At 43.6% G+C, this 22,749-nt stretch carries 17 protein-coding genes; 7 read left to right on the forward strand and 10 right to left on the reverse strand.

Annotated features, from left to right (window positions below; all coding sequences use genetic code 11):
• Nucleotides 1–828 precede the first annotated feature (828 nt).
• Nucleotides 829–3,135: a beta-glucosidase BglX gene (gene bglX / locus AC1DU2_RS06745; protein WP_477383465.1), complete on the reverse strand. Its 2,307-nt coding sequence runs from the start codon at nucleotides 3,133–3,135 to the stop codon at nucleotides 829–831.
• A 198-nt stretch (nucleotides 3,136–3,333) separates the two neighbouring features.
• Here bglX and AC1DU2_RS06750 point away from each other — a divergent pair, with 198 nt between their 5' ends.
• A complete protein-coding gene (locus AC1DU2_RS06750) occupies nucleotides 3,334–4,095 on the forward strand; it encodes an NUDIX hydrolase (RefSeq protein ID WP_477367870.1) in 762 nt (253 codons plus the stop codon).
• A gap of 180 nt (nucleotides 4,096–4,275) precedes the next feature.
• On the opposite strand, the gene AC1DU2_RS06755 is transcribed toward AC1DU2_RS06750, so the two are convergent.
• Entirely contained in the window at nucleotides 4,276–4,512 is a 237-nt protein-coding gene (locus tag AC1DU2_RS06755; protein ID WP_477368674.1) for a hypothetical protein, read from the reverse strand.
• A 140-nt stretch (nucleotides 4,513–4,652) separates the two neighbouring features.
• Between AC1DU2_RS06755 and AC1DU2_RS06760 the strand changes: the two genes are divergently transcribed.
• Nucleotides 4,653–6,521 (forward strand): M1 family metallopeptidase, encoded by a 1,869-nt coding sequence (locus tag AC1DU2_RS06760; RefSeq protein WP_477383466.1) that lies wholly within the window; start codon nucleotides 4,653–4,655, stop codon nucleotides 6,519–6,521.
• A gap of 219 nt (nucleotides 6,522–6,740) precedes the next feature.
• Nucleotides 6,741–8,039, forward strand: a complete 1,299-nt coding sequence (nhaA, locus tag AC1DU2_RS06765) for a Na+/H+ antiporter NhaA (RefSeq protein ID WP_477383467.1) — start codon at nucleotides 6,741–6,743, stop codon at nucleotides 8,037–8,039.
• 88 nt (nucleotides 8,040–8,127) lie between these two features.
• Here nhaA and AC1DU2_RS06770 read toward each other — a convergent pair whose 3' ends face one another.
• The 6 genes from AC1DU2_RS06770 to AC1DU2_RS06795 all read right to left on the reverse strand — a co-directional run bounded on the left by AC1DU2_RS06770 (nucleotide 8,128) and on the right by AC1DU2_RS06795 (nucleotide 16,150).
• A complete protein-coding gene (locus AC1DU2_RS06770) occupies nucleotides 8,128–9,024 on the reverse strand; it encodes an Rpn family recombination-promoting nuclease/putative transposase (RefSeq protein WP_477383468.1) in 897 nt (298 codons plus the stop codon).
• Nucleotides 9,025–9,283: 259 nt separating this feature from the next.
• Complete coding sequence (locus AC1DU2_RS06775; protein WP_477383469.1) at nucleotides 9,284–10,555, reverse strand: glycoside hydrolase family 27 protein; 1,272 nt, start codon at nucleotides 10,553–10,555, stop codon at nucleotides 9,284–9,286.
• On the reverse strand, nucleotides 10,552–11,778 hold the full coding sequence (locus tag AC1DU2_RS06780; protein ID WP_477383470.1) for an AGE family epimerase/isomerase: 1,227 nt from the start codon (nucleotides 11,776–11,778) through the stop codon (nucleotides 10,552–10,554). The genes AC1DU2_RS06775 and AC1DU2_RS06780 overlap by 4 nt, the downstream gene beginning before the upstream one ends.
• A gap of 51 nt (nucleotides 11,779–11,829) precedes the next feature.
• Complete coding sequence (locus tag AC1DU2_RS06785) at nucleotides 11,830–13,005, reverse strand: glycoside hydrolase family 130 protein (protein WP_477383471.1); 1,176 nt, start codon at nucleotides 13,003–13,005, stop codon at nucleotides 11,830–11,832.
• 13 nt (nucleotides 13,006–13,018) lie between these two features.
• Nucleotides 13,019–14,851 (reverse strand): sodium:solute symporter family protein, encoded by a 1,833-nt coding sequence (locus AC1DU2_RS06790; RefSeq protein ID WP_477368423.1) that lies wholly within the window; start codon nucleotides 14,849–14,851, stop codon nucleotides 13,019–13,021.
• Between the two features lie 420 nt (nucleotides 14,852–15,271).
• A complete protein-coding gene (locus AC1DU2_RS06795) occupies nucleotides 15,272–16,150 on the reverse strand; it encodes an AraC family transcriptional regulator (protein ID WP_477383472.1) in 879 nt (292 codons plus the stop codon).
• A 642-nt stretch (nucleotides 16,151–16,792) separates the two neighbouring features.
• Between AC1DU2_RS06795 and AC1DU2_RS06800 the strand changes: the two genes are divergently transcribed.
• The 4 genes from AC1DU2_RS06800 to AC1DU2_RS06815 all read left to right on the forward strand — a co-directional run bounded on the left by AC1DU2_RS06800 (nucleotide 16,793) and on the right by AC1DU2_RS06815 (nucleotide 20,496).
• Nucleotides 16,793–17,602, forward strand: a complete 810-nt coding sequence (locus AC1DU2_RS06800; protein ID WP_477368417.1) for an MlaE family ABC transporter permease — start codon at nucleotides 16,793–16,795, stop codon at nucleotides 17,600–17,602.
• Between the two features lie 10 nt (nucleotides 17,603–17,612).
• Complete coding sequence (locus AC1DU2_RS06805; RefSeq protein ID WP_477383473.1) at nucleotides 17,613–18,386, forward strand: ABC transporter ATP-binding protein; 774 nt, start codon at nucleotides 17,613–17,615, stop codon at nucleotides 18,384–18,386.
• Between the two features lie 25 nt (nucleotides 18,387–18,411).
• On the forward strand, nucleotides 18,412–19,407 hold the full coding sequence (locus AC1DU2_RS06810) for an MlaD family protein (RefSeq protein ID WP_477368411.1): 996 nt from the start codon (nucleotides 18,412–18,414) through the stop codon (nucleotides 19,405–19,407).
• A gap of 486 nt (nucleotides 19,408–19,893) precedes the next feature.
• Complete coding sequence (locus AC1DU2_RS06815; RefSeq protein ID WP_477383474.1) at nucleotides 19,894–20,496, forward strand: transposase; 603 nt, start codon at nucleotides 19,894–19,896, stop codon at nucleotides 20,494–20,496.
• 258 nt (nucleotides 20,497–20,754) lie between these two features.
• Here the strand turns inward: AC1DU2_RS06815 and AC1DU2_RS06820 are convergent, their stop codons facing one another.
• Both AC1DU2_RS06820 and AC1DU2_RS06825 read right to left on the reverse strand, forming a co-directional pair.
• Entirely contained in the window at nucleotides 20,755–21,264 is a 510-nt protein-coding gene (locus AC1DU2_RS06820; protein WP_477383475.1) for a hypothetical protein, read from the reverse strand.
• A gap of 467 nt (nucleotides 21,265–21,731) precedes the next feature.
• Nucleotides 21,732–22,676 (reverse strand): prolyl oligopeptidase family serine peptidase, encoded by a 945-nt coding sequence (locus AC1DU2_RS06825; protein ID WP_477383476.1) that lies wholly within the window; start codon nucleotides 22,674–22,676, stop codon nucleotides 21,732–21,734.
• Nucleotides 22,677–22,749: the final 73 nt, after the last annotated feature.

The raw sequence follows: 22,749 nt of genomic DNA on the forward strand, positions 1-22,749 counted from the left end.
TGATTTTTTTGGTGAGAACAAAAAAATCATGAGGCTTGGCAGCATAATGCTTACCGGTAAAATTTGAAGATTTTAAAATGTTGGAATGTAAAAGTCTTATCATATATGAACTTCCTGTAACAAATTTAATTTATCCCCGTTACCCTGGTTTCACGCTGCTTAAAAACTAAGTGTACGTGAACTATGTTATAATACTATCAGAATTTGTATGGTTTCTGGCGTTCCAGAAATTTATATTGGCTATGCAACTAATGTAAAGAGAGTGTATTGTTTACACAAGTGAAAAATGCAGATTTACAAATTAATTATTTATAGAACCCAAATGGCGTTAAAATTACAAATTGTGAATATTTTATTAATAAATCATTAATAAACCATGGGCTTGTTTATAAATTTTGCAAAGCCAAAATAGCAGCGCCCCTGGTAAAATGCAATCGATACCACACTTTATGGGTATATGTTTAATGTTGCAAGGGCTAAACCTCATTTTTTTTATCGGAATGATGCTATACGAATGTTACAATAGTAAAGCTGGCTTAGTGTTAAAATATCATCATGATTTTGTAATAATGTCACTACAACATTTATTATTTTACCGACTTACAACTGTAATACAAACATTTATAAATAATATAATAAATGTTCTGCCAACATTTATCGAATTATAAAACATTGGAAAAATCGATCAAAAACTCGTTCCCTAAGCAAAAAAGCACCGTGCATTAAAAATGCACAGTGCCTTTTATAGGGTAGAATTAGTTTTCTAAACTACCTGTAGCTTCAGCCTTATATATTATTTTTTATAATTTATATTAAAACTTGTAGCTGCTATTTGTTCCACCAAACCGATGCCGAATGGGTATCGCTTGAGTTTGTACCTACCTCAACTACAAATTTGCCTGGTTCCCAATCGTACTTAAGCTGGCTGTTGTAAAACTTTAGTTGCTCGGGTGTAATCGTAAAACTTACCTCTTTAACTTCGCCCGGCTGCAGGCTGATCTTTTTAAAGTTTTTCAACTCTTTAACCGAACGGCTGATACTTGCAACAGGGTCGCTGATGTACAATTGTACAACTTCTTCGCCTGTATATTTGCCGGTATTGGTAACTGTAACAGTTGCGGTTAGCGTTTCGTTGCCTTTAAGCGTGGCTTTACTCAACTTAACATCGCTGTAGCCAAAAGTTGTGTAACTTAAGCCATACCCAAAAGGATAAAGCGGATCATTAGAAATATCCAGGTAGTTTGATTTAAACTTGGTTGGCCCGCTGCTGTATGGTCGACCGGTGTTTTTGTGGTTATAATATATAGGTATCTGCCCAACGCTGCGCGGAAAGGTAGCCGTAATTTTTCCCGATGGGTTATACTGGCCAAATAAAACATCAGCAATGGCGTTCCCTGCTTCGGTGCCCGGTGCCCAAACATCAAGTATAGCGCTTGCATGGTCGTTTTCCCAGGTTAAAGTAAGCGGACGGCCGTTAAACAGCACAATAACCATTGGCTTACCTAATTTAGACAACGCCTTCAGCATGTTTTTTTGCGGCTCCGGGATATCAATGTCCGACCGGCTGGATGACTCGCCCGACATACTTTGGGACTCCCCTACCACCGCCACAATCACATCTGATTTATTAGCGGCATCAATAGCTTCCTTCAAAAGTTCATCGGCAGGTTTAGGATCAACAGTAACCATTCCAGGGCCAAAATTAAGGCGTTTTATAAATTCGGCGTCCTCGGTAATGTTTGATCCTTTGGCGTAATTGATAGTTACACCATCACCAACAACGTTCTTAATCCCTTGCATTACACTGATTGATTTTTGCCATTCGCCGGCCAAAATCCAGGTGCCAAGCATATCACGCTGGTTATTGGCCAACGGGCCCACAAGCGCTATGCTGCCCGTTTTTTTAAGCGGCAGGGTTTGCTTGTCGTTCTTTAACAATACAAATGAACGTTTGGTAATTTCCCTGGCAGCAGAAAGATTCGCCTCAGACATTACATCCGTTTTTTCGCGCGCAGCATCCATTGATTTGTACGGGTTATCAAACAAACCCAATTTATACTTGGCCTCCAAAACCCGGCGGCAAGCCTGGTCAATTTCAAACTGGGATATCTTTTTTTGCTGTAATGATTTTTTCAATGTGGTTAAAAATCCCTCGCCAACCATATCCATATCCAGCCCTGCTTTTAACGCAAGGGCCGATACCGTTTGCAAATTTCCAAGGCCGTGGGCTTCCATTTCGTTAACGGCGGTATAGTCTGATACTACAAAGCCCTTAAAGCCCCATTGGTTGCGCAACAAGTCGGTAAGCAACCATTGGTTAGCCGTTGCCGGCACACCATCAACCGTATTAAATGAACTCATGAAGCTACCTGCACCCGCATCAACGGCCGCTTTGTAAGGCGGCAGGTAATCCTGGTACATTTTAATTCGGCTCATGTCAACAGTATTGTACTCGCGGCCTGCTTCGGCACCGCCGTATAAAGCAAAGTGCTTTACGCAGGCCATAACCGCATCGGCATTTTTCAGGCTGGCGCCCTGGTAACCCTGTACCATAGCCTTTGCCACCTGCCCGCCGTACCACGGATCTTCGCCGGCACCTTCGGATATGCGGCCCCAGCGTGCATCGCGCGCTATATCAACCATGGGCGAAAACACCCAGCTTAAGCCTTCGGCGGTTGCCTCTTTTGCTGCAATATGTGCCGATTGTTTGATCAGATCAAGATCCCACGTTGCCGACATGCCCAAAGGAATTGGGAAAATAGTGCGATGGCCGTGGATAACATCCAACCCAAAAATTAGCGGAATGTGTAACCGGGAATTTTTAACGGCTGCTTCCTGCACTTCTTTCGTATGATCGACTCCCCAAATTCCAAAAACGCCGCCAATAGCGCCCTTTTTTATTTTATCCTCTACACCTTTATTAACTACCGATCCGGTGGTTGGTGCACCAATGGTTACCAGGTTTAACTGTCCTATCTTTTCGTCGAGGGTCATTTTTTTCATCAAACCGCTCACAAAAACATCCATTTTGGCATCCTCGGTTTTGTTTTGAGCCAACACCTTGTTAAAAGGTAACAACGCTACGCAAAGCGGAATAACCCTGGCTATAAGTTGAGTTGAAAAATATTTGTTCATTTTTTAAATTTACGTTGTAAGGATACTGATTAACCAAATTTGGATAGGTAAAAGCGTGATTAAGCCCTTACTAAACTAATTAATTAAAGATCATCGCTTATAATTGGCTATAACACAACAACAAAATGATTGTGTATAAAGTACACAATTGTAATTATTATAATTAAATAATCAAAGTATTTTTGTAGAATAGCAAAAATGTTGACCAGAGAAGAACTTATTGAGTATAGCGACGAGGCCCGTAAAAACTACCTTGAGCATATTTCTATTGATTGTGTTGTTTTTGGCTTTCACGAAGGCCAAATGAAAGTACTGTTGCTAAAAAATATTGGCGAAGAAAAATGGTACCTCCCCGGTGGCTTTGTGCTTAAGCGCGAACCTATTGAAATGGCTGCCAACCGGATATTAAAAGAACGTACCGGTCTCGACCAGATATTTCTGCAACAATTTCACGTGTTTGGCGATCCCGACAGGTCAAAAGTTCACAATGATATGTATGATGGCATGCTGCCAGCCGAGAAAAACTGGTTTTCGGGCCGCTTTTTAACTATAGGGTATTACGCGCTGGTTGATTTTTTTGAGGTAACACCGCAGGCCGATCGTTTTTCGGAATTATGCGGCTGGCGGGATATGGATGATATGCCCAAACTTGAACTTGACCACGAGTTGATATTTAAAACCGCTTTAGATACCCTGCGATTGCAATTAAACTATCAGCCTATTGGTTATAACCTGATGCCAAAGGAGTTTACTATGCCCGAACTGCAAAAACTATACGAAACCATCCTTGATAAAAAGCTTGACCGCCGCAACTTTCAGCGCCGGATTTTGGGTTTCGGTATCCTTAACCGGGCAGAACAGCCCCGTAAAGGAGGCGCCCATAAAGCACCCTACCTCTATTCGTTTGATCTGGAAGGCTATAAACACGCGCTGACAGAGGGATTTAAAGGAGGCTGGTAGTTTTTAATTATTGAATTACTGAATTGATGATTTAGTGAATTGGGTCTTAGGGAAGATTCCTATTCGAAGTCATGCCTGATTTTATTTCTGCACCCCGTACGCATTAAATACTAAATGCAACTCACTAGTATTGTGAAATTTGAAACAAGTTTTATGGCTTGCAGGAATTCGTAAAACACGCTACTCTGCCACGTACTCCATTTTCACCTGCACATTCAAGCTTTCGCTCATTTTGGCAAACTGGCCCGAGTTGCGCGTAAAATCAGGATCGGTATCCATGTACATGTTGGTGATTTTTACTATTTCGGGGTGCTTATCGGTCCCTATATTATAGGTAAGGCCTTCGCCGCTCTCCAAACTTTGTTTTAGCGCCAGGTATTGCTTCCCTGTTATGATAATCATTTTTTCTGCGGTCATGTGTTTATTATAATTGGTACTACTTAAACGGGCGCAAATAGTTTTAAGTTATCTGATATTTATACGTTAAAGCTACTACGCCAACCGGTTTATATTCCTGTTTATTATATTTACGTCAAATATAGATATAAACTACCTTCATGATCAACCTCAAAAAATTACTTCCGGTTACTTTGCTTCTCGGTAGCGCAATGGCATCGGCACAAGTAACTTTACCCATAAACACTACGCTGCAAAAAACATATACCAAAGGTACACGTACCCGGGGCGGCGCACCCGGCAAAAATTACTGGCAAAACACAGCCGATTACAACATAAAAGTAAACTTCGACCCTAAAAGCCTGGAAGTTAGCGGCACGGTTGGCATCGATTATATCAATAACAGTCCCGACACACTTAAAAAACTCGGTTTCAAGCTATATCCCAATGTGTACCAAAAAGGAGCACCGCGGGATGCTGCTATTTCGCCAAATGATGTAAGTGATGGCGTTAAAATAAAATCGATCACTTTGGATGATCAGCCTGTTGATAGTACCAAACGTCGCGTTAATGCTACCAATATATCGTTAAGGGTTAAACCTATCAGCCCAAAACAAAAAGTACATTTAGATATTACTTACTCTTTTATTCTCAACAAAACTTCGCACATCCGCGGCGGGCAGGTTGATCCCGGTGCTTTCTTTATTGCTTATTTTTTTCCAAGGGTGGCTGTTTATGATGATATAGATGGCTGGAACGAGTTTCCATACACCGGTTCGCAGGAGTTTTACAACGATTTTTGCCACTTTAATGCCGAAATTACAGTTCCCGGCGATTACCAGGTTTGGGCTACCGGTAACCTTAAAAATGCGAATGAAGTTTACAACCCCAAATATGTAAAACTGATAGCCGCTGCAGCCAGCGCCGATAAGGTAACGGATATTGTTACCGAAGCTGATGTAGCTGCAGGCGATATCACCAAAAGGAACGCTACCAACACCTGGAAATTTGAAGCCGACAGCGTTACCGACCTGGCTTTTGCCACCAGCAACCATTACCTATGGAAAGCAAGCAGCCTGGTGGTTGATCCTAAAACCCAAAGGCGTACCCGCGTAGATGCCGTATTTAACCCGGCACATAAGGATTATTACGCGGTGGTAGATTACGCCCGCAAAACGGTAGAGAGCATGAGCTATAAATTCCCCAAATGGCCTTTCCCCTACCCGCACGAAACCGTTTTTGACGGCCTTGCCCAAATGGAATACCCTATGATGGTGAATGACAACCCGCTGGAAAATAGCGAAGACGCGATAGAATTAACCGACCATGAGATTTTCCATACCATGTTCCCCTTTTACATGGGTATAAACGAAACCAAGTACGCTTTTATGGATGAAGGCTGGGCCACCATTGGCGAATGGCTTATCAGCCCTGATATTGATCCTAAAATAACCGATCTGTATGGCATCACAGCCGTCGAAAACTCGGCAGGCAGCGAACAGGATGTACCTATCATGACGCTTACCCCTGCGCTTACAGGCATTGCAGGCTTTACCGACAATTACCCTAAACCGGGCTTTGGCTATCTGTACATAAAGGAAATGCTTGGCGATGCACTTTTTACCAAAGCACTGCACAACTATATTAACCTTTGGCATGGTAAACACCCCATGCCTTATGATTTTTTTAATTGCATGAACACCGGTGCGGGTATTAACATGAACTGGTTTTGGAAAAACTGGTTCTTTGATAACGGCATCCCCGACCTGGCCATTAGCAAAGTAGCGCATGTAGCAAAAAAATATACGGTTACCATTACCAGCATCGGGAACAAGGCGGTGCCGGTACACTTAACCATATTGTATACCGATGGCAGCAAACAGCCAGTGGGAACCAGCATAGCTGCCTGGGCAAAGGGAAACAAAACAACAACGCTTAACTTTGTAGCCAAAGGCGTTATTAAGCAAATAACATTAGGTACTACTTACGATGTAGATTCGGATAAGAGTAATAATGTTTGGAAACCGTGAAAGAGAGTATCAAGTAGTTAGTATCAAGTATCAAGACTTTTTTATAAGATACTGGGGATTATACTTTTAAATTGCTTCGACACCGCAGGATAGATTAGCAACACGTGTCTTCCTTAACATATGGGTTGCCGAAAAATAGGTTCGGAGCGATTATTTCTAACATTACACTTCATCAAAGTCTTGATACTTGATACTAACTACTTGATACTGTAAAACTAAATGAGAGCAAAACTACCCATTGACAAAATTACCGAGCCGGCAAGTAAGTTCATACACCAGGAGCATACCAGCGGTATTGTGCTTTTTATAGGTGTTTTGGCAGCTATAATATGGGTGAACTCGCCGTTTGCACATTCGTACCATCAGCTTTGGGATATTAAAGTATCATTGGGCTTTGGCAATCACGCACTTAATCACCCGCTGCACTTGTGGATTAATGATGGGCTGATGGCCGTGTTCTTTTTTGTGATTGGCCTGGAGTTGAAACGCGAGTTTATGGCAGGCGAGTTATCAACTATAAAAAAAGCTTCCCTGCCCATGGTAGCCGCTTTGGGCGGAATGGTAGTGCCCGCCCTGATATACTTTTTCATCAATAAAGGCACAGCATCCGAACATGGCTGGGGCATCCCTATGGCTACTGATATAGCCTTCGCACTGGCATTATTGTCTATTGCAGGCAAGCACATCCCATCATCTGTAAAAGTGTTTTTATCTGCTTTGGCAGTGGCCGATGATTTGGGTGCCGTACTGGTGATAGCCATTTTTTACAGTTCGCATATTGATTTTGCGCCTTTAACCATTGGCGTATGCCTGTTAACGATACTGCTCATTGGTAATAAACTGGGCATTCGCAGTATTATATTTTACCTGGTGATAGGTTTTGCGGTATGGGTAGCCTTTTTACTTTCGGGAGTACATGCTACTATTGCTGGTGTATTAGTTGCCTTTACCATCCCCGCGCGAACCCGCATCAACGAGAAAAACTATGCCGAAAGCCTGCGCAAGCTTTTGTTTGATTTTGAGGCGCAGATCCCCAATAACAGCACCCTTACCACGCCCGAACAACATCATACCATTGAAAAAATAAAGAAAATGACTACCGATGCCGAAACCCCACTGCAAAAAGTAGAGTATGGGCTGCACCCCTGGGTAGCTTTTGTGGTGATGCCACTGTTCGCGCTGGCAAACGCGGGTATCATTATCGGGGCAGATTTTTTTTCGTCGTTACTAAACCCCGTAAGCCTGGGTGTGATGATTGGCCTGGTAGCAGGCAAATTCATAGGCGTACTATCGGCCACCTGGCTCATGGTAAAGTTTGGCGCCCAACTCCCTGCAAACTCCACCTGGAAACAAATAACTGGCGTAGCGTTACTGGCCGGTGTTGGTTTTACCATGTCGCTTTTTATATCGGGCCTGGCATTTAGCCATGCTGAGATGGTTGATCAGGCTAAATATGGCATTTTACTGGCTTCGTTATTAGCGGGTATCCTGGGCGTAATTGTGTTGAAGAGATCGTAGATCTTAACACGATTTATGGTTTCTACAAGATTGGCACTTAATTTCCCTTACACCTCACTTGTATTTGAGCAACTATTTAGATAGCACGTTAGAGTTTTTCTATTTCTTCGATAGAAAGTTTAGTGGTTTTTGCAATAAATTCAATGGCTAAGCCTTCTTTTTTAAGTTCACGTGCAATGGCTATAGCTTCTTCAAGTTTACCTTTTTCTATACCTTGTGCTATGCCTTGAGCTATACCTTCATTCACGGCATAATCCAACACGTTTTTATTATCCCATTTGTATTTTAAGCTGCTATCGTACATCGCTTTTTCCTCCTTTGTCAGATTAGTATATTCTGCAATACTGAATAATTTTTCAAATATGGGTTTCCGCAGGTAAGCCGGGATCTTATTCATTTGGCTAAGGTGCTTTAAAACATACAGCCATCTGTCAAGATCGGTTTCCAGTTCGGCCTCCGTCTTTACAAAATTAATCAATTCAATATAAGTGTAGCCTAATTTATCGTAAAATATTTCACCCGTATGCCTGTTACACAGGCAAATATCATGCAGATATTCATGTGTAGGGCTTGCTGCCAGGGTAAAATCTTCCAGCAAGGCAACCAGGTACACCTCCGTAAGGTTATAAGCCCATTCGCTGCGCTTTCCTTTGGGCGCCTGGTCGCTTATGAGCCGGCTGGTATAAAACAATGCCCTCTCTTTAAAGTAGCCTTGTCTGCCCCGTTGTATTTCTATTATAAAACGTTCGCCCTTATCTCCTGTACAGAGCAAATCGAATATGGCTGACCCTTCATCCCTTAAATCCCCGGGGTGCTCATTTTTGTTATAAACCAAGTCGACAATATGCTTGCGCCCCCTGAACACTTCATTTAAAAAAGCGATCAGCAAATCTTTATTAGGCTCACTGCCAAATATCTTCTTAAAAGCAAAGTCAACTAAAGGGTCAATATATTTTCCGGTGACAGGCGGTTTATCTTCAGGCATAGTCAAAGATAAAGCATTGTTTTGTTATAAAAAACCATCTTAAGGGTAAACGTATACCCCGATAACTCTGTATTTCCTATTCCCCGTTATAGCAAAGTCAACCAACACCAGGGATAAAAGTCTGGGATGTAACACTACGGGGCAACCTTATTCTAACGGCTATTACAATCCAGTTGGCTCGTGGCATATTGCAGGCGTACGATATGCCAATCCCTGTTCACACATTGATCTGCACATCTATAATCTGAAATCTGCACATCTACAACTTCGCCAGCCTCACCACAATTACACTATGTCCTGCTAAGGTTTGCTTAAATTCCTTTTTAGTATTGGCCAGATCCTTATTCGCCCAGATATCGTGCAACTTGTATGATGCTTTTGTAAAATCTATATCGATATGATTGGCCTCGTTCTTTACAGCATGATCGTTCCAGTTGTAGGTCACCTGTTTTACAGATGTCGATCTGTTTAAAAAACAAACGGCAACCTCATTATTAGCCAGCGGCTTTGCCCAAACCTCTAAACTATCGGCCTGGTAAATGCGCGATGCAGCAATACCCAATGCATCCTGGTCAATAGCTATGGCTGCTTTATTAGTCAGGATTGACTGTGTCTGAGGGGACATTTTCCGCAGATCGTTACCGGCGGCCAAGGGGGCGGCCAGCATACACCAAAGCGAGAAATGTGCTTTATCCTCGTTAAAACTCATACCGTTGCCTACTTCCAGCATATCGGGGTCATTCCAGTGGTTGGGGCCATTATATTTGGCAATGGCGGGTTGTTTATCAACTATTGACATAACACTAAGCGCTGTCCAGGTGGCGTTGTGCTTGTCTTTATCAAAACTGGCGGTAATATCGCCGGTGGTGCGGTAAAGCTCGCCCACGCCGCCTGCCCAGAGCCATGGCTGGTGGTTGCCCCATTCGCAAAGACTAAAGGTAATTTCCCGGCCCGATGCTTTTAGCGCCTGGCTCATCGTGATATAAGCTTCACGTGCATTCAGGCTATCGGTATTACACCAGTCGTACTTTAAAAAATCGACGCCGTAGGATGCGTATAAACGGGCATCCTGGTATTCATGCCCGCGGCTGCCGGGATAACCCGCGCAGGTTTTGCTGCCTGCACAGTTGTAAATACCAAACTTAAGCCCCTTGGAGTGTACATAATCGGCAAAGGCCTTCATTCCGTTAGGGAATTTTTTAGGGTCGGCCACCAGGTCGCCATTTTTATCGCGTTCCATGGTCATCCAGCCATCATCCAGTACAAAATATTTATAGCCTGCGTCGCGCATGCCCGTTGATACATAGGCATCAACCATGCCTTTCAGCAAGGGTTCGTCAATATTGGTCTGGAAAGTGTTCCACGTATTCCAGCCCATAGGGGGCGTTGGCGCCAAATTACCGGCCTTATTTGCCGAGGCATCTTTTGCTATCGCGACAGGGGCCGCGGCATCTGTAGTTTGGGCTATCGCATTTCCGTAAGCTCCAATACTTAGCAGTACAACAGCCGTTAATTGTTTATATATTTTCATATGATGGTACTATGGTTAACTCGTTTAATAAGCTCTATACAAGCCCGGCTATTGTGATAGGGGCACTTCCACAGGCCAACTTTATCTTCGCCGGGCATTATACTGCCGTCGGCTTTTATCCCCCAAAACCATTCGCCTTTTTCACGATCGAGGATTTTATCTTTTACAAAAGTCCAGTTTTTTACAACTATATCGAGATATTTTTGATCGCGGCTTATTTGCCAGGCGTTAAAAAAACCTACCATCGCTTCGGCCTGCACCCACCAATGTTTTTCTTTGACAAGGTGACCTTCGGTTGGTTCATATTCATACCATAAGCCGCCGTCTGTATCTAAACCGGCTATAGTGGCATCGGCCACCTGTATGCACATTTCTTCAATATCCTCTTCCCATACAATGTCATTTATTATCTCGGCAGCTTCCAGCAAAAGCCAAGTGGCCTCAATATCATGCCCGTATGATACAGTGTCTGATTTACGGTTCCAGTCTTCATCAAAAAACAATACCAGGTGATTGGTTTTCGGGTCAATAAAATGATCGAAAAAATTGCCTATCAAGGTTTGTATTTGAATCCTCAGCTTCTTATCCGGCCAAATGCGGTATAGGTTGGTATAAGCTTCCAATACATGCAAATGGGTGTTCATGGTCTTTTTTTCGTTGGCATCCTTAGCGCTCAGTCGCAAGTCGCCAATGGGCTGCCAGTCGCGGGTAAAGGCTTCCATATAGCCCGTTTTGTCAGCATCATAGCTTTTATCAACCAATAAATGATATAAGCTGATAGCCAGATCCCTGGCTTCCTTTAAGCCCGAGGCCTTATAGTATTCACTCAGCGCGTAAATGGTAAAGGCGCTGGCATAAACCTGTTTTCTGGTATCCAGTTTTTCGCCCCGATAGTCAACAGACCAGTATACCCCACCAAATTCCGGATCAATAAAATACCGGCAGATGTACTCATAAGCCCGGTGCGCCATTTGCAACGCTGCATCATTGGGTTGCTGGTTATAAGCGGCCGAAAAGCTCCATAGTATCCTTGCGTTTAATACAGAGCCTTTAGGTGCATCGGGAGTAGCATTATTGTCGTTATCTATTTGGCCTAAAAAACCGCCGTGAGTTTCGTCGGGCGTATATTTTTGCCAGTAGGCAATAATGTTATCCAACTCGGCGATGAGCTCGGCCTGGAGAATAGGCAATAGTATTTCGGGGCCTTCCCTGTATATATGCATTTTCATCGATTGTAATCTACCACTAAGTTACTGAGGCTAAAGCCCAGGTTTCTAAGCGATCTCCTTATTCCTATCAATAATCCCATAAATCGCATCTACCGAAGTTGACGACTTAAAGCCATCTGCTGGTGTATTCACCACGTAGTCAATCAACTTATTAACCGTAGTGGTAGCAACATGCATGCGGGTATCTGACGATGCATAGTAAATATACACCGAACCATCTTCATCGGCAATCCAACCGTTGCAAAAAACTACGTTTGATACATCGCCAATACGCTCCCCGCCCTCGGGTGCCAAAAAATAACCTCCTGGTTTGTGCAAAACTTTGGTCAGGTCATCTAAATCGGTCATAAACATATACAGTACATAACGCAGGCCGGCAGCCGTGTTGCGCACACCATGGGCAAGGTGCAGCCAGCCCCTATCGGTCTTAATTGGTGTGGGGCCTTGCCCGTTTTTGGCTTCGTAAACGGTATGGTAGTTTTTATTATCGATGATGGTTTCCTGGTCAATTACGGCATTTTCCATGGTTTCGGCTAAGCCAAAGCCGATGCCGCCACCGGTACCCGCGCTGATAAAACCATCCTGCGGGCGGGTATACAGGGCATATTTGCCATCCACAAACTCGGGGTGCAATACCACATTACGTTGCTGGGGCGAATTGGTTTTCAAATCGGGCAGGCGCTCCCATTTCACCATATCCTTTGTACGGGCTATACCGCAGGCCGCTATGGCCATAGATTGATCATAGGGGGGAGCTGCCGGGTCGCGTCTTTCGGTACAAAACAAGCCATATATGTAGCCATCCTGGTGCAGGGTAAGGCGCATATCATACACATTGGTATCTAGCTCCTGGGTTTGCGGCAGGTTGATGGGGTAATCCCAAAAGGTAAAATTGCTGATGCCATCAGGACTTTCGGCTACGGCGAAAAACGATTTGCGGTCTACCCCCTCTACCCTAACTACCATCAGGTATTTGTTATTGAATTTAATAGCCCCGGCATTAAAAGCGGCGTTAATGCCAAAGCGCTCCATCAGGTACGGATTGGTTTCGGGATTCAAATCATACCGCCAGTTAATGGGGGTATGTGCAGCGGTAAGCACCGGGTTTTTATAGCGGTTAAAAATACCATTGCCGGTACCGGCTACCTGGTTTGGCTTGTTTATGAGTTGTTGCTGCTCCTGTTGTAGCAGGGCCAGCCTTTGTTTAAATTCAGGGGTCATAGGGGTTAGTTTATCAATATTCTTTTAGTTTATTCCACCAGGTTTTTTTCAGTATCAGCATCGTAATTGCCAGTAAGCCTATGGTAACTGCCAAAGGCAACTTTTGGTTGAGGATGAGGTACATGGGCAATATGGTGAGGCATAGTTGGGTGATTGTACCTATAACTACGTTGAACATGTTAAGCTTAAAGTTTTTGTTGGGTGCAAAACTTTCATCATCTGCCATTACCAGTTTTTTTACCGGCTCCCAAAAACCCCATGGGCGTACATTGCTATAGAAGGCTTTTAACACCCCAATATCTGTAGGCTCTGTTGCAAGCGATCCTATAACCGAGCCAACCAGCGAGATAAGGAACAATACCGGAAACCAGTACAACAACTCGTTATTTGAGACGTACAACGAGAAAACCATTGCCGACAAAATGCCCGAAAGCATTCCCCAGAAAAAGCCGCCGGCATTAAAGCGCCACCAATGCCACTTCAATACATTTGATGCCACATAGCCGCCATATAATGCTGAAACGATCCATTGCAGCACAGTATTTACGTTATGTGCAAAAAAGCCAAGGATAACCCCAATAGCTACCACAATGATGCCCACCAGGTAATTCATGGTGATGATATTTTTGTTGGATGCTGCAGGGTTAACGTACTTGAGGTATATATCATTAACAATATAAGCCTGGGCCGCGTTCATGGTACCACTAAAGGTGCTCATAAAGGCGCCTAATAAACCGGCCAGCAACAAGCCTACAAGGCCAACGGGTAAAAAATTATTGATAACTGCCGGTAATATCCGTTCAAAATCGATGTCGCCGGTGGCATCCTTCAGGTTCATTTGGTGATAGTAGATTAAACCTAAAATGGTGAGGCTTACAATAAGCGAATACCTGATGGGCAGCAAAACAATGTTAACAAAGCCGCTCATTTTACTGGCATCTTCGGGCGAGCGGGTTGACAGGATCTTCTGCATATCATAATTGGGTGCAGGCCCCGCCAGGGCCGCGAAAAAGCCCTTAAAGGTCATCATCATAAAAAACAACCCGAACAGCGAGTAGCCATCGTCTTTTATCTTTTTGTTTACCTCGGTAATAATACCCGACCAGTTCATGTTCAAGTGGGTGCCAAAAAACGGACTAAACCAACCATCTGGTACATTAAGGCTATGATCGGCCAGTTTATGGGCAGCGATGAACCCTATCCAGATACAGGCAACTGTCATCACGCCATACTTAACCATGTCGCCCAAAACGATACTGTGCATTCCGCCTAAAATGGAATAAAACATGGCAAACAACGTGAATATAATACCATAAACATGCGGCACATATTGTGGGGCAACGTTAAACGGCACATAGCTTTTCACCAGGTCCCAGGGAATAAATATCTCGATGAATTTACCCAGCCCGATGAACCCGTAAGCCAGGAAGCCGAAGCAGCTTAACAAAGCAAAAGCAATAACTACCATGTGTGAAGCGCCAACCCAGGTGCCCGTTTTACCAAAGCGGGTGGCCAGCCATTCAGCACCGGTTGCAGCGTTGGAGCGGCGCAGCCAGCGCGACAGGTACATCATCAAAAATACCTGGTTAAATACGGGCCACAGCCAGGGGATCCAGATGCTTTTCATGCCGTATACAAAGCACAGGCTTACCATCCACATGGTGCCGCTGATATCAAACATATCCGAGGCATCGCTTAAACCCAGCTTGTACCAGGGCAGCGACTTACCGCCAAGCATGTAGCTTTCCTTGTTTTCGCGGGCTTTTTTACGGTACCATAACCCAATAAAAATGGTGCTCAGCAGGTACAGAACGATGATGGCGATATCTACTAAGTGTAGCTTCATTTTTCTAATTTGAAAATTTGAGGATTTGAAAATTTGAAGATTTCAGAATTCCGGACCATCTGAAATATTAATCCGCTTTTTGAAATTCTGCAAATTCTAAAATCCTGTAAATCCTGATCATAATTGGTGTATTCAAAAGTGGGTTTATAAAAGCTATTTTTATAATACTTTTTTAACCTAATCTTTTACTTATCGATAATAACAACATTTAATCACACCTGTACCAAGACAGAAACACCGAGTAATCTGTGCTATGACAGCGCAAATGTTGTTTTTCAAAAAGGGTTACGACAAACCGGCGAAGAAGAATCACCTTAGGATATAGACAAATATACCAAAATTACAAATTCTATCCAAGTGACTTTCAGGACATTTTCAAATCCTCAAACGGTGAAGCCCTCAACGGAGTTAATCCTCAAATCAAATAAACACCCTGTTCCCGGTATAAGTTTCCCTGAACTCTTTGGGGATGCACAGCTTTTTGCGTTTAAAAATGCGGTTAAAGTTGGAGATATTGTTGAACCCGCATTTGTAAGCAATCTCGGCCACGGTGGCTGTCGAATCTATCAGCATGCGGGAGGCGTGGCCCAGGCGAATCTCGTTCAGGCTGTCAATGAAGGTTTTACCGGTGCGTTTTTTTATAAACCTGCTGAACGATGCCTCGGGCATATTGGCTATTTTGGCTACCTCGGCAAGGGTTACCTGCTTGTTGTAGTTTACGTTCATGTGCTCAAACACCTTTTCAATACGGCGGCTGTTGTAATAAAATTTATCGTTGGCAAAGCTGGGATCAGATAACATCTTCATATTGCGCGAGATAGACAGATCATGCAGTATCGACATCAGCTCCAGCACCGAATCAAAGCCGCTTTTTTTATCAAGGCCCTGGATCCGGTCGCGTAGAGCTATAATGGTTTCGGGCGAAAATATAATTCCACGCTGCGAACGCTCCAGCATACTTTTCACAAAACTTAACTGGTTGCGTTTCAGCAATTTTTCATCAAACAAATCCTTATGAAACTGGATGGTTACCTCGGTAATCTCCTCGCTTTGGCATTGGTGGGTAAACCAGGCATGGTACAGGTTGGGGCCTATCAGCGCCAGCTCCAGCTCGTCTATCATCTCAATATGGCCGCCTACAACGCGCTTGGCGCCTTTGGCATTGATAATCAGGTTTAACTCATACTCATCATGGTAATGCAGCGGAAAATCAAACTTCTTTTTAACCCTCGAAAAAATGGTAAAACAATCGCTGGGGGTTAGCGGCGTAATCTCGCGCATTACATTATTGGTGATCATAATTTGAACCGGTTATAAAAAGGCGTTCAATGATACATATTTAACATCAACATATCAAATATTTTACATTTTTATAAGTTTTTAGTCCTTATTTGGCGGGGATTTACGCCAGCCGGGGCAGCAACAAAAGTTTGTTACCGGTTAACAAATCAACTCAAAAACCAGATTAAATGGCCCGCCATGCATCAAAAACCACTTACAAATGTTTCATTAATTCATACAAATGCGTAATTAGTTGCTACAAAAGCTACAAAAAATTACAAAAAAATAACGCTTTTTTTAAGCCTACCTTACAATGGTATAAATTTTAACTTTTAGGTTTGCAACCGGGTTAATTTTTTAACTTTTAACCTTTTGGGTCAGTTTGTTTAGCACTGAGTTTTAAGTCCGAAGTCTTGAGTTCTGAGTTTTGAGTCCGAAGTTTTAAATTCAAGGTTTTAACTCCGAAGTCTCGCGCCCGAAACTTGCAGTGTTTTGATAATTGTTCAGGACTTAGAACCTTTGACTCAAAACTTCGGACTTAAAACACAAGACTCAGAACTCAACACTCAAAACTCAATACGCACAACTATCAAAACAATTACCGGATATTTGTTGTAGAACACGATATAAACAAAGATGGATCAAAACATTACATAATTAATGGATACCGCACAAAGCACCAAACCTACCATACGCAAAAGGGTAAACAAGTTTAAGCAAAGCATTACCGACTTCCTGATAAGCCTGTACCGCATAAACCAGTTTATCCTGCGCTTCTTCAGGGAGGCCTTTATGCCCCCTTTTGAGTTTAAAGAGGTTATGCGCCAGTGTTATGAAGTTGGCGTGCGCTCCTTTACCCTTATTACCGTAACAGGCTTTATTGTGGGGCTTATATTTACCAAGCAATCGCGCCCCTCGTTATCGCAGTTTGGGGCTACATCGTGGCTTCCCTCGCTGGTATCTATAGCCATTATGCGGGCGCTGGCACCACTGGTAACGGCGCTTATTGCGTCGGGCAAGGTAGGCTCGGGCATTGGGGCCGAGCTGGGCTCCATGCGGGTAACCGAGCAAATTGATGCCATGGAGGTATCGGGCACCAAGCCTTTTAAATACCTGGTGTGTACCCGGGTACTGGCCACCACGCTTACCATCCCCATCCTATCTACCTACACCGGCTTTATTGCCATGTTTGGCGGCTATTTAAACGTGGCCCAAAACGAGGGCACCACCTGGACCACCTTTATACAGGAGTTTTTTGATCCCTTAACTTATACCGATTTTGTGGCCTCGCTCATCAAATCCGTTGTATTTGGCTTTACCATAGGCATTGTGGGCTGCTACCAGGGCTATAACAGCAGCAAAGGTACCGAGGGCGTGGGCAAAGCCGCCAATGGCGCGGTAGTTACCGCCATGTTCCTGGTGTTTATTGAAGAAGTAATTATTGTACAGATAACCAGCTGGTTCCGTTAATCGATTTAGCATGGAAAAGAAAATTGTAAAGGCCGACCATAACAACCCTGTTATCACCATCCGGGGGCTCGAAAAAGCCTTTGAAGATTACCACGTACTCCGCGGTATCGACCTGGACCTGTACCAGGGCGAAAACCTGGTGGTATTGGGCCGCTCGGGTACCGGCAAATCTGTATTAATAAAAATTATATCCGGTTTGCTCACGCCCGATAAAGGCGAGATTACCGTTTTGGGCCACAACTATGCCAACATCAGCGAAAAGGAATTGCAGGAGCTGCGCATCCGCATCGGTTTCTCGTTCCAGAACAGTGCGTTGTATGATAGCATGACCGTGCGCAAAAACCTTGAATTCCCGCTAGTGCGCAACCGCAAGGGCATTAGCCGCCAGGAAATTGACACCGCGGTTGAAACCGTACTTGATGCCGTTGGCCTGTCGCAAACCATTAACCAAATGCCATCCGAGCTTTCGGGTGGGCAGCGCAAGCGCATTGGTATTGCCCGCACGCTTATCCTGAACCCCGAAATTATGCTGTACGATGAGCCAACCGCCGGCCTCGACCCTATTACCTGCATCGAAATTAACGACCTGATTAACGAGGTACAGCAACGCTTCAACACTTCATCTATCATTATTACACATGATTTAACCTGCGCCAAACAAACCGGCGACCGTATTGCTATGCTCTTAGATGGTCAGTTTCAGCGCACCGGCAGTTTCGACGAGGTATTTGATACCAACGACAGTCGCGTTAAACCATTTTACGACTATAACTTTATCCAATAACAAAAAAAGACATTATACCATTATTATGGACGCATCAGAAAATAAAAGAGCAATCATCGTAGGCCTGTTCCTGGGCCTCGGTCTTATACTGTTCATCCTTGGCATCTTCACGCTTGGCGGCCAGCAAAAAGCGTTTGTAAAAAACATTCACCTCAGTTCGGTCTTCGGCGATGTGGCCGGGCTTAAAAAGGGCAACAACGTTTGGTTTTCGGGCGTAAAGGTGGGCACCATCAGCGCCGTGCGCTTTGAAGGGCCATCGCAGGTGCGGGTATCCATGAGTGTAGACCAGGCTACCCAGCAATACATCCACCGCAACGCGCAGGCCAAAATAAGCAGCGACGGATTGATAGGCAACAAGATCATCGTGATTGACGGCGGCAGCCCGCAGGCCCCCGAAGTACAGGATGGCGACGTACTACAGGCCGAAAAACTACTCTCGACAGATGATATCCTGAAAACCCTGCAGGATAACAACCAAAACCTGCTGGCCATAACCAGCGACTTTAAAACCCTTAGCCACCAAATTTTACAGGGCAAAGGTACCGTTGGCGCGCTCATGGCCGATAATACCATGGCCCTGCAACTTCGCGCCGCCATGAAAAACCTGCAAATGGCCACCCAAAGCGCTGCGCTAATGGCGGGCCAGCTAAACGCATTTAGCAATAAGCTAAACACCAAAGGCGGTTTAGCAGATAAAATGCTGACCGATACCGCCACCTTTAACCACATCCGCCTGGCCGTAAACCAGCTGCAACAAGCCGCCAACAACGCCAGCACCCTCACCAACAACCTGAACAAGGCCAGCGACAAACTGAACCGCACCGACAACGCCCTCGGCGTACTGCTAAACGACCCCAAGGCGGCCGTAAAAGTACAAACCACCCTTGATAACCTGCAGCAAAGCTCCATAAAACTAAACGACGACCTGGAAGCCGCCCAACACAACTTTTTCCTGAAAGGTTTTTTTAAGGACAAAGCGAAGAAGGCTAAAGAGGATAGTTTGAAGAAGGCGGGGCAATAGGAAATTAAATCGTAAAAAGGGCTGTCATGGTGAGCTTGTCGAACCATAGCGGGCAAAGGCCTCGCTGCGCGACCCTTCGACAGGCTCAAGGTTGGCAGACCTACACACCTCGAAAATATGACTTGTCATGCTGACGAAGGAAACATCTATTAATGAACTTTTTACCATCTAAAAACGAAGGGAATTATTGCACCCTTACGTACCTAACAGCCAGGCAGTCCTGTCTTGGTTCTTAATTCTTGACTCTTGATTCTTTTCCGGCCGTTGCCTGCGGCCCGCGCTTTACACTCATACGCACACATGGCATTAGGCGCAGGCCGGTATCCGTTTCAATCGCTAACAGGGGATGGGGGAATTGGGAGTTAGGGTTTACAACAAAAAAACGTGGTTTGCATGCGAGGACACACCGGTGGAGGTGAAAATTCTGTCCCCTCAGGGTCTCTCGGTAGAGGACCCTGAGGTTCCCAAATGTTCGTATATTTACGTATGGCCGTCAGAACTAAACACGAACAGGAGCACGACACCTGGTTTATTTCATTTACCTGCTTCAATTGGATACCACTGTTTGAAATCACACAGTCGTACGATATAATATACAAATGGATTAAACTCATTGCCGACAAATACCAGATAAAACCCCATGCCTTTGTGATAATGCCCAACCATATGCATATCATCCTGCGAACACCTGATGCGGGAGTCAATCTTAACAAGGTTATGAGCAACGGCAAACGTTTTATGGCTTACGAGCTTGTGGCCAGGCTGACCTCAGCAAATAACATCATTGTCCTTAACCAACTTTCTTCCGGTTGTACAGACCGCGAAAAAGCGAAAGGGCAACTGCACAAAGCATTTGAGCCTTCGTTTGATGCAAAGCCAATTTTTACTACAGCCTTTTTGTATCAGAAAATAGATTACATTCACCACAACCCTGTAAGCGGCAAGTGGAATTTATGTGCCGATTTTACAGATTACCTGCACAGTAGCGCTGCATTCTACTACTTCGAAAAACCGCTTGAGTTTGTAGAGATAACCGATTACCGCGATTTTTGGGTAGATACAGATTGGGTGAAACCGATTGGCTTTTAATCTAATTTTAACGCAGTCCGATAATGGTCTACCGCAGAGGCCCCTGCCGCCACGCATAAACGCGACTTTAGGATTACGATTGGCTTTGTACAACCGCTGGGTCCTCTCCGAGAGACCCCGCGGGGACGGGATCAATATAATAAAAGTATTCTCGTCAGCCATTTTACACTTCCGTCATGAGAACTTGCATCTAAAAAAATGATCGGTCTCTTTTTGAACTTTCAAACATATACATAATAACGGATTAGAATTGGCTATTTAAATATTTATGCTATCTTTTATTATTCTGACATCGAATTCCATGTTTTCAATGTCTCTTTCGATTTTTTTTTCAAGTTCAGATTTATCTTCATATAACTTCATATCTTTTAGTCTCGCAATATTTGCTTCGATATTTGTTAGAGGGGGAATAGTCTGATATGCTTGTAAGTTTAACTTTGAAAAATGTAATAAAGAATTGTTTTTAATAAACAAATTCATCGACACATGAAATTCCTTTATCAAAGCTAATATCTCTAATGCATCTTTTTTCTCATTTTCTATTTTTACGGTATATGTCATTCTGCTTTTGTATTCGATAAATGCTTCACCGCTTTGTTCATCTATTGCACGAAAATTTAAGTCATGTTTAAAGATAGTGGTCTTCGACTGAGCTGTTCGCCAAAAACTCCCACAATTGCTTCTACAAGATACATTTTCAAATTTATCGAAGTATTTAGGGTTAATTGAATAGAACAAAATGCAATCGGATTTTTCAAGGATTATCATAAGATTTGATTTTTATTATATCTCTCTGGTGAGCGCCGGGCTTTGTTATTTAATGGACGTAAGCAGCTTTAGTTTTAGCATCCCTAAGAAAAGCATCCCCCGTTGCCCATAGAGTTCCGTTGTTCGAATGTCTCCGACTTCGAACCACTATGCCTGTAGTTTGCAACTACCCTTTGTATTGTAAAAATAGAGCATAGTACAAGTAGTCAATAGACTTCTCTTACATATCTGTTCGTCGGAGGTCATTCGAACAGCAGTTAGCCAAGCTAATTTATTTTTCTAATTACCTATTAAAGCCTTTTCGGAAAACGAGATCATCAAATGGTGCAGTGAAAACACCGACCAGAAGCTAAATGCCGCGCTTATCGTCAACTCTGCTGGCCTGCTTTATGTCTCCACGGAACAAACGGGACTATTCAATTGGCATGGGAGGCCACTAAGGGCAAAGAGACGATTAAAGTGCTTTACTATTTTTTTTGGGCTTCTTTTAAAAAGAAATTTGTCATTTTACGAAAAGTATTTTCATTGAATGTAATCGGTCCGTGCTGACCTTGAGGAACAGAAATAAACTCAGTTAATATTCCCTGTTCTTTCAATGCTTTGGCAAAAAGCTCACTTTGGCAATAGGGTACAACATGATCAGCATCGCCATGAATTACCATAAAATGAGGATCCGTTTTGTCCAGAAAGGTGATGGGGTTGAGCAGGGCTATCATATCAAGATTATCGGCCGGATTGCCCCTGATAAGTGCTCCTTCGGGAGAGTCTGCTCCTTTAGGTTTCTTACACCCATCCATCAGAGCCATGTCGATAGGGCCAAACCAATCAACTACCGTATTCACAGAACTGCTGGCTGCGGTATAATTTCCTACATTTCCTTCTATATCAACCTTCACTTTCCCCACTGTAAATTCTTTAACAGAATTTGATGTTCCGGCGAGGGAGGCAAGATGTCCACCTGATGAATAGCCTGTAATGCCAATAAATGAAGCATCAATTTGATATTTACCAGCATTTGCCCTTATATATCGTACCGCAGCTTTCACATCATTGATTTGGGCTGGGTACGGAGCATCGCCACTTGACCTGTGGTTAATGGCTATAACCGCAAAACCGCTGTCAAGCAATGGTTTTCCGAGAGCATCAAACGCAGCTTGTTTCAAATTATTGCCATACCATGCGCTACCGTATATTACAATAATTGCCTTATAGGCGGGTTTTGCTACGTTAGGCAAATGGATGTCGAGGTTATGATACTCTTTGCCATCATCGGCATAATTCAAATTGAGCCATTGCTTAACCGGAATAATTACGCTATCTTTTTTAGTGGTTTCTTTTGTTAATTGCTGATTTTTTTTGCAGTTAAAAAAAAATATAACAAGAACTGAAAAGGCTAATTTTAAAGTGGTCATTTAGTATGATTTAGATCAAAAATAATGCTATTATTCCGTATGCTCAGGCTTCACCAAAAATAAAATACCCATC

Source organism: Mucilaginibacter sp. P4_C11 (genome assembly GCF_056402115.1).

Excerpts from the sequence above, each read along its gene's own strand:
- AC1DU2_RS06790 (WP_477368423.1), bottom strand. The coding sequence starts at position 14,851 with ATGAAGCTACACTTAGTAGATATCGCCATCATCGTTCTGTACCTGCTG.
- AC1DU2_RS06815 (WP_477383474.1), top strand. The coding sequence starts at position 19,894 with ATGGCCGTCAGAACTAAACACGAACAGGAGCACGACACCTGGTTTATT.
- AC1DU2_RS06755 (WP_477368674.1), bottom strand. The coding sequence starts at position 4,512 with ATGACCGCAGAAAAAATGATTATCATAACAGGGAAGCAATACCTGGCG.
- AC1DU2_RS06820 (WP_477383475.1), bottom strand. The coding sequence starts at position 21,264 with ATGATAATCCTTGAAAAATCCGATTGCATTTTGTTCTATTCAATTAAC.
- AC1DU2_RS06805 (WP_477383473.1), top strand. The coding sequence starts at position 17,613 with ATGGAAAAGAAAATTGTAAAGGCCGACCATAACAACCCTGTTATCACC.
- AC1DU2_RS06795 (WP_477383472.1), bottom strand. The coding sequence starts at position 16,150 with ATGATCACCAATAATGTAATGCGCGAGATTACGCCGCTAACCCCCAGC.
- AC1DU2_RS06760 (WP_477383466.1), top strand. The coding sequence starts at position 4,653 with ATGATCAACCTCAAAAAATTACTTCCGGTTACTTTGCTTCTCGGTAGC.
- AC1DU2_RS06800 (WP_477368417.1), top strand. The coding sequence starts at position 16,793 with ATGGATACCGCACAAAGCACCAAACCTACCATACGCAAAAGGGTAAAC.
- AC1DU2_RS06775 (WP_477383469.1), bottom strand. The coding sequence starts at position 10,555 with ATGAAAATATATAAACAATTAACGGCTGTTGTACTGCTAAGTATTGGA.
- AC1DU2_RS06770 (WP_477383468.1), bottom strand. The coding sequence starts at position 9,024 with ATGCCTGAAGATAAACCGCCTGTCACCGGAAAATATATTGACCCTTTA.
- AC1DU2_RS06780 (WP_477383470.1), bottom strand. The coding sequence starts at position 11,778 with ATGCATATATACAGGGAAGGCCCCGAAATACTATTGCCTATTCTCCAG.
- AC1DU2_RS06810 (WP_477368411.1), top strand. The coding sequence starts at position 18,412 with ATGGACGCATCAGAAAATAAAAGAGCAATCATCGTAGGCCTGTTCCTG.
- AC1DU2_RS06825 (WP_477383476.1), bottom strand. The coding sequence starts at position 22,676 with ATGACCACTTTAAAATTAGCCTTTTCAGTTCTTGTTATATTTTTTTTT.
- AC1DU2_RS06785 (WP_477383471.1), bottom strand. The coding sequence starts at position 13,005 with ATGACCCCTGAATTTAAACAAAGGCTGGCCCTGCTACAACAGGAGCAG.
- bglX (WP_477383465.1), bottom strand. The coding sequence starts at position 3,135 with ATGAACAAATATTTTTCAACTCAACTTATAGCCAGGGTTATTCCGCTT.
- AC1DU2_RS06750 (WP_477367870.1), top strand. The coding sequence starts at position 3,334 with ATGTTGACCAGAGAAGAACTTATTGAGTATAGCGACGAGGCCCGTAAA.
- nhaA (WP_477383467.1), top strand. The coding sequence starts at position 6,741 with ATGAGAGCAAAACTACCCATTGACAAAATTACCGAGCCGGCAAGTAAG.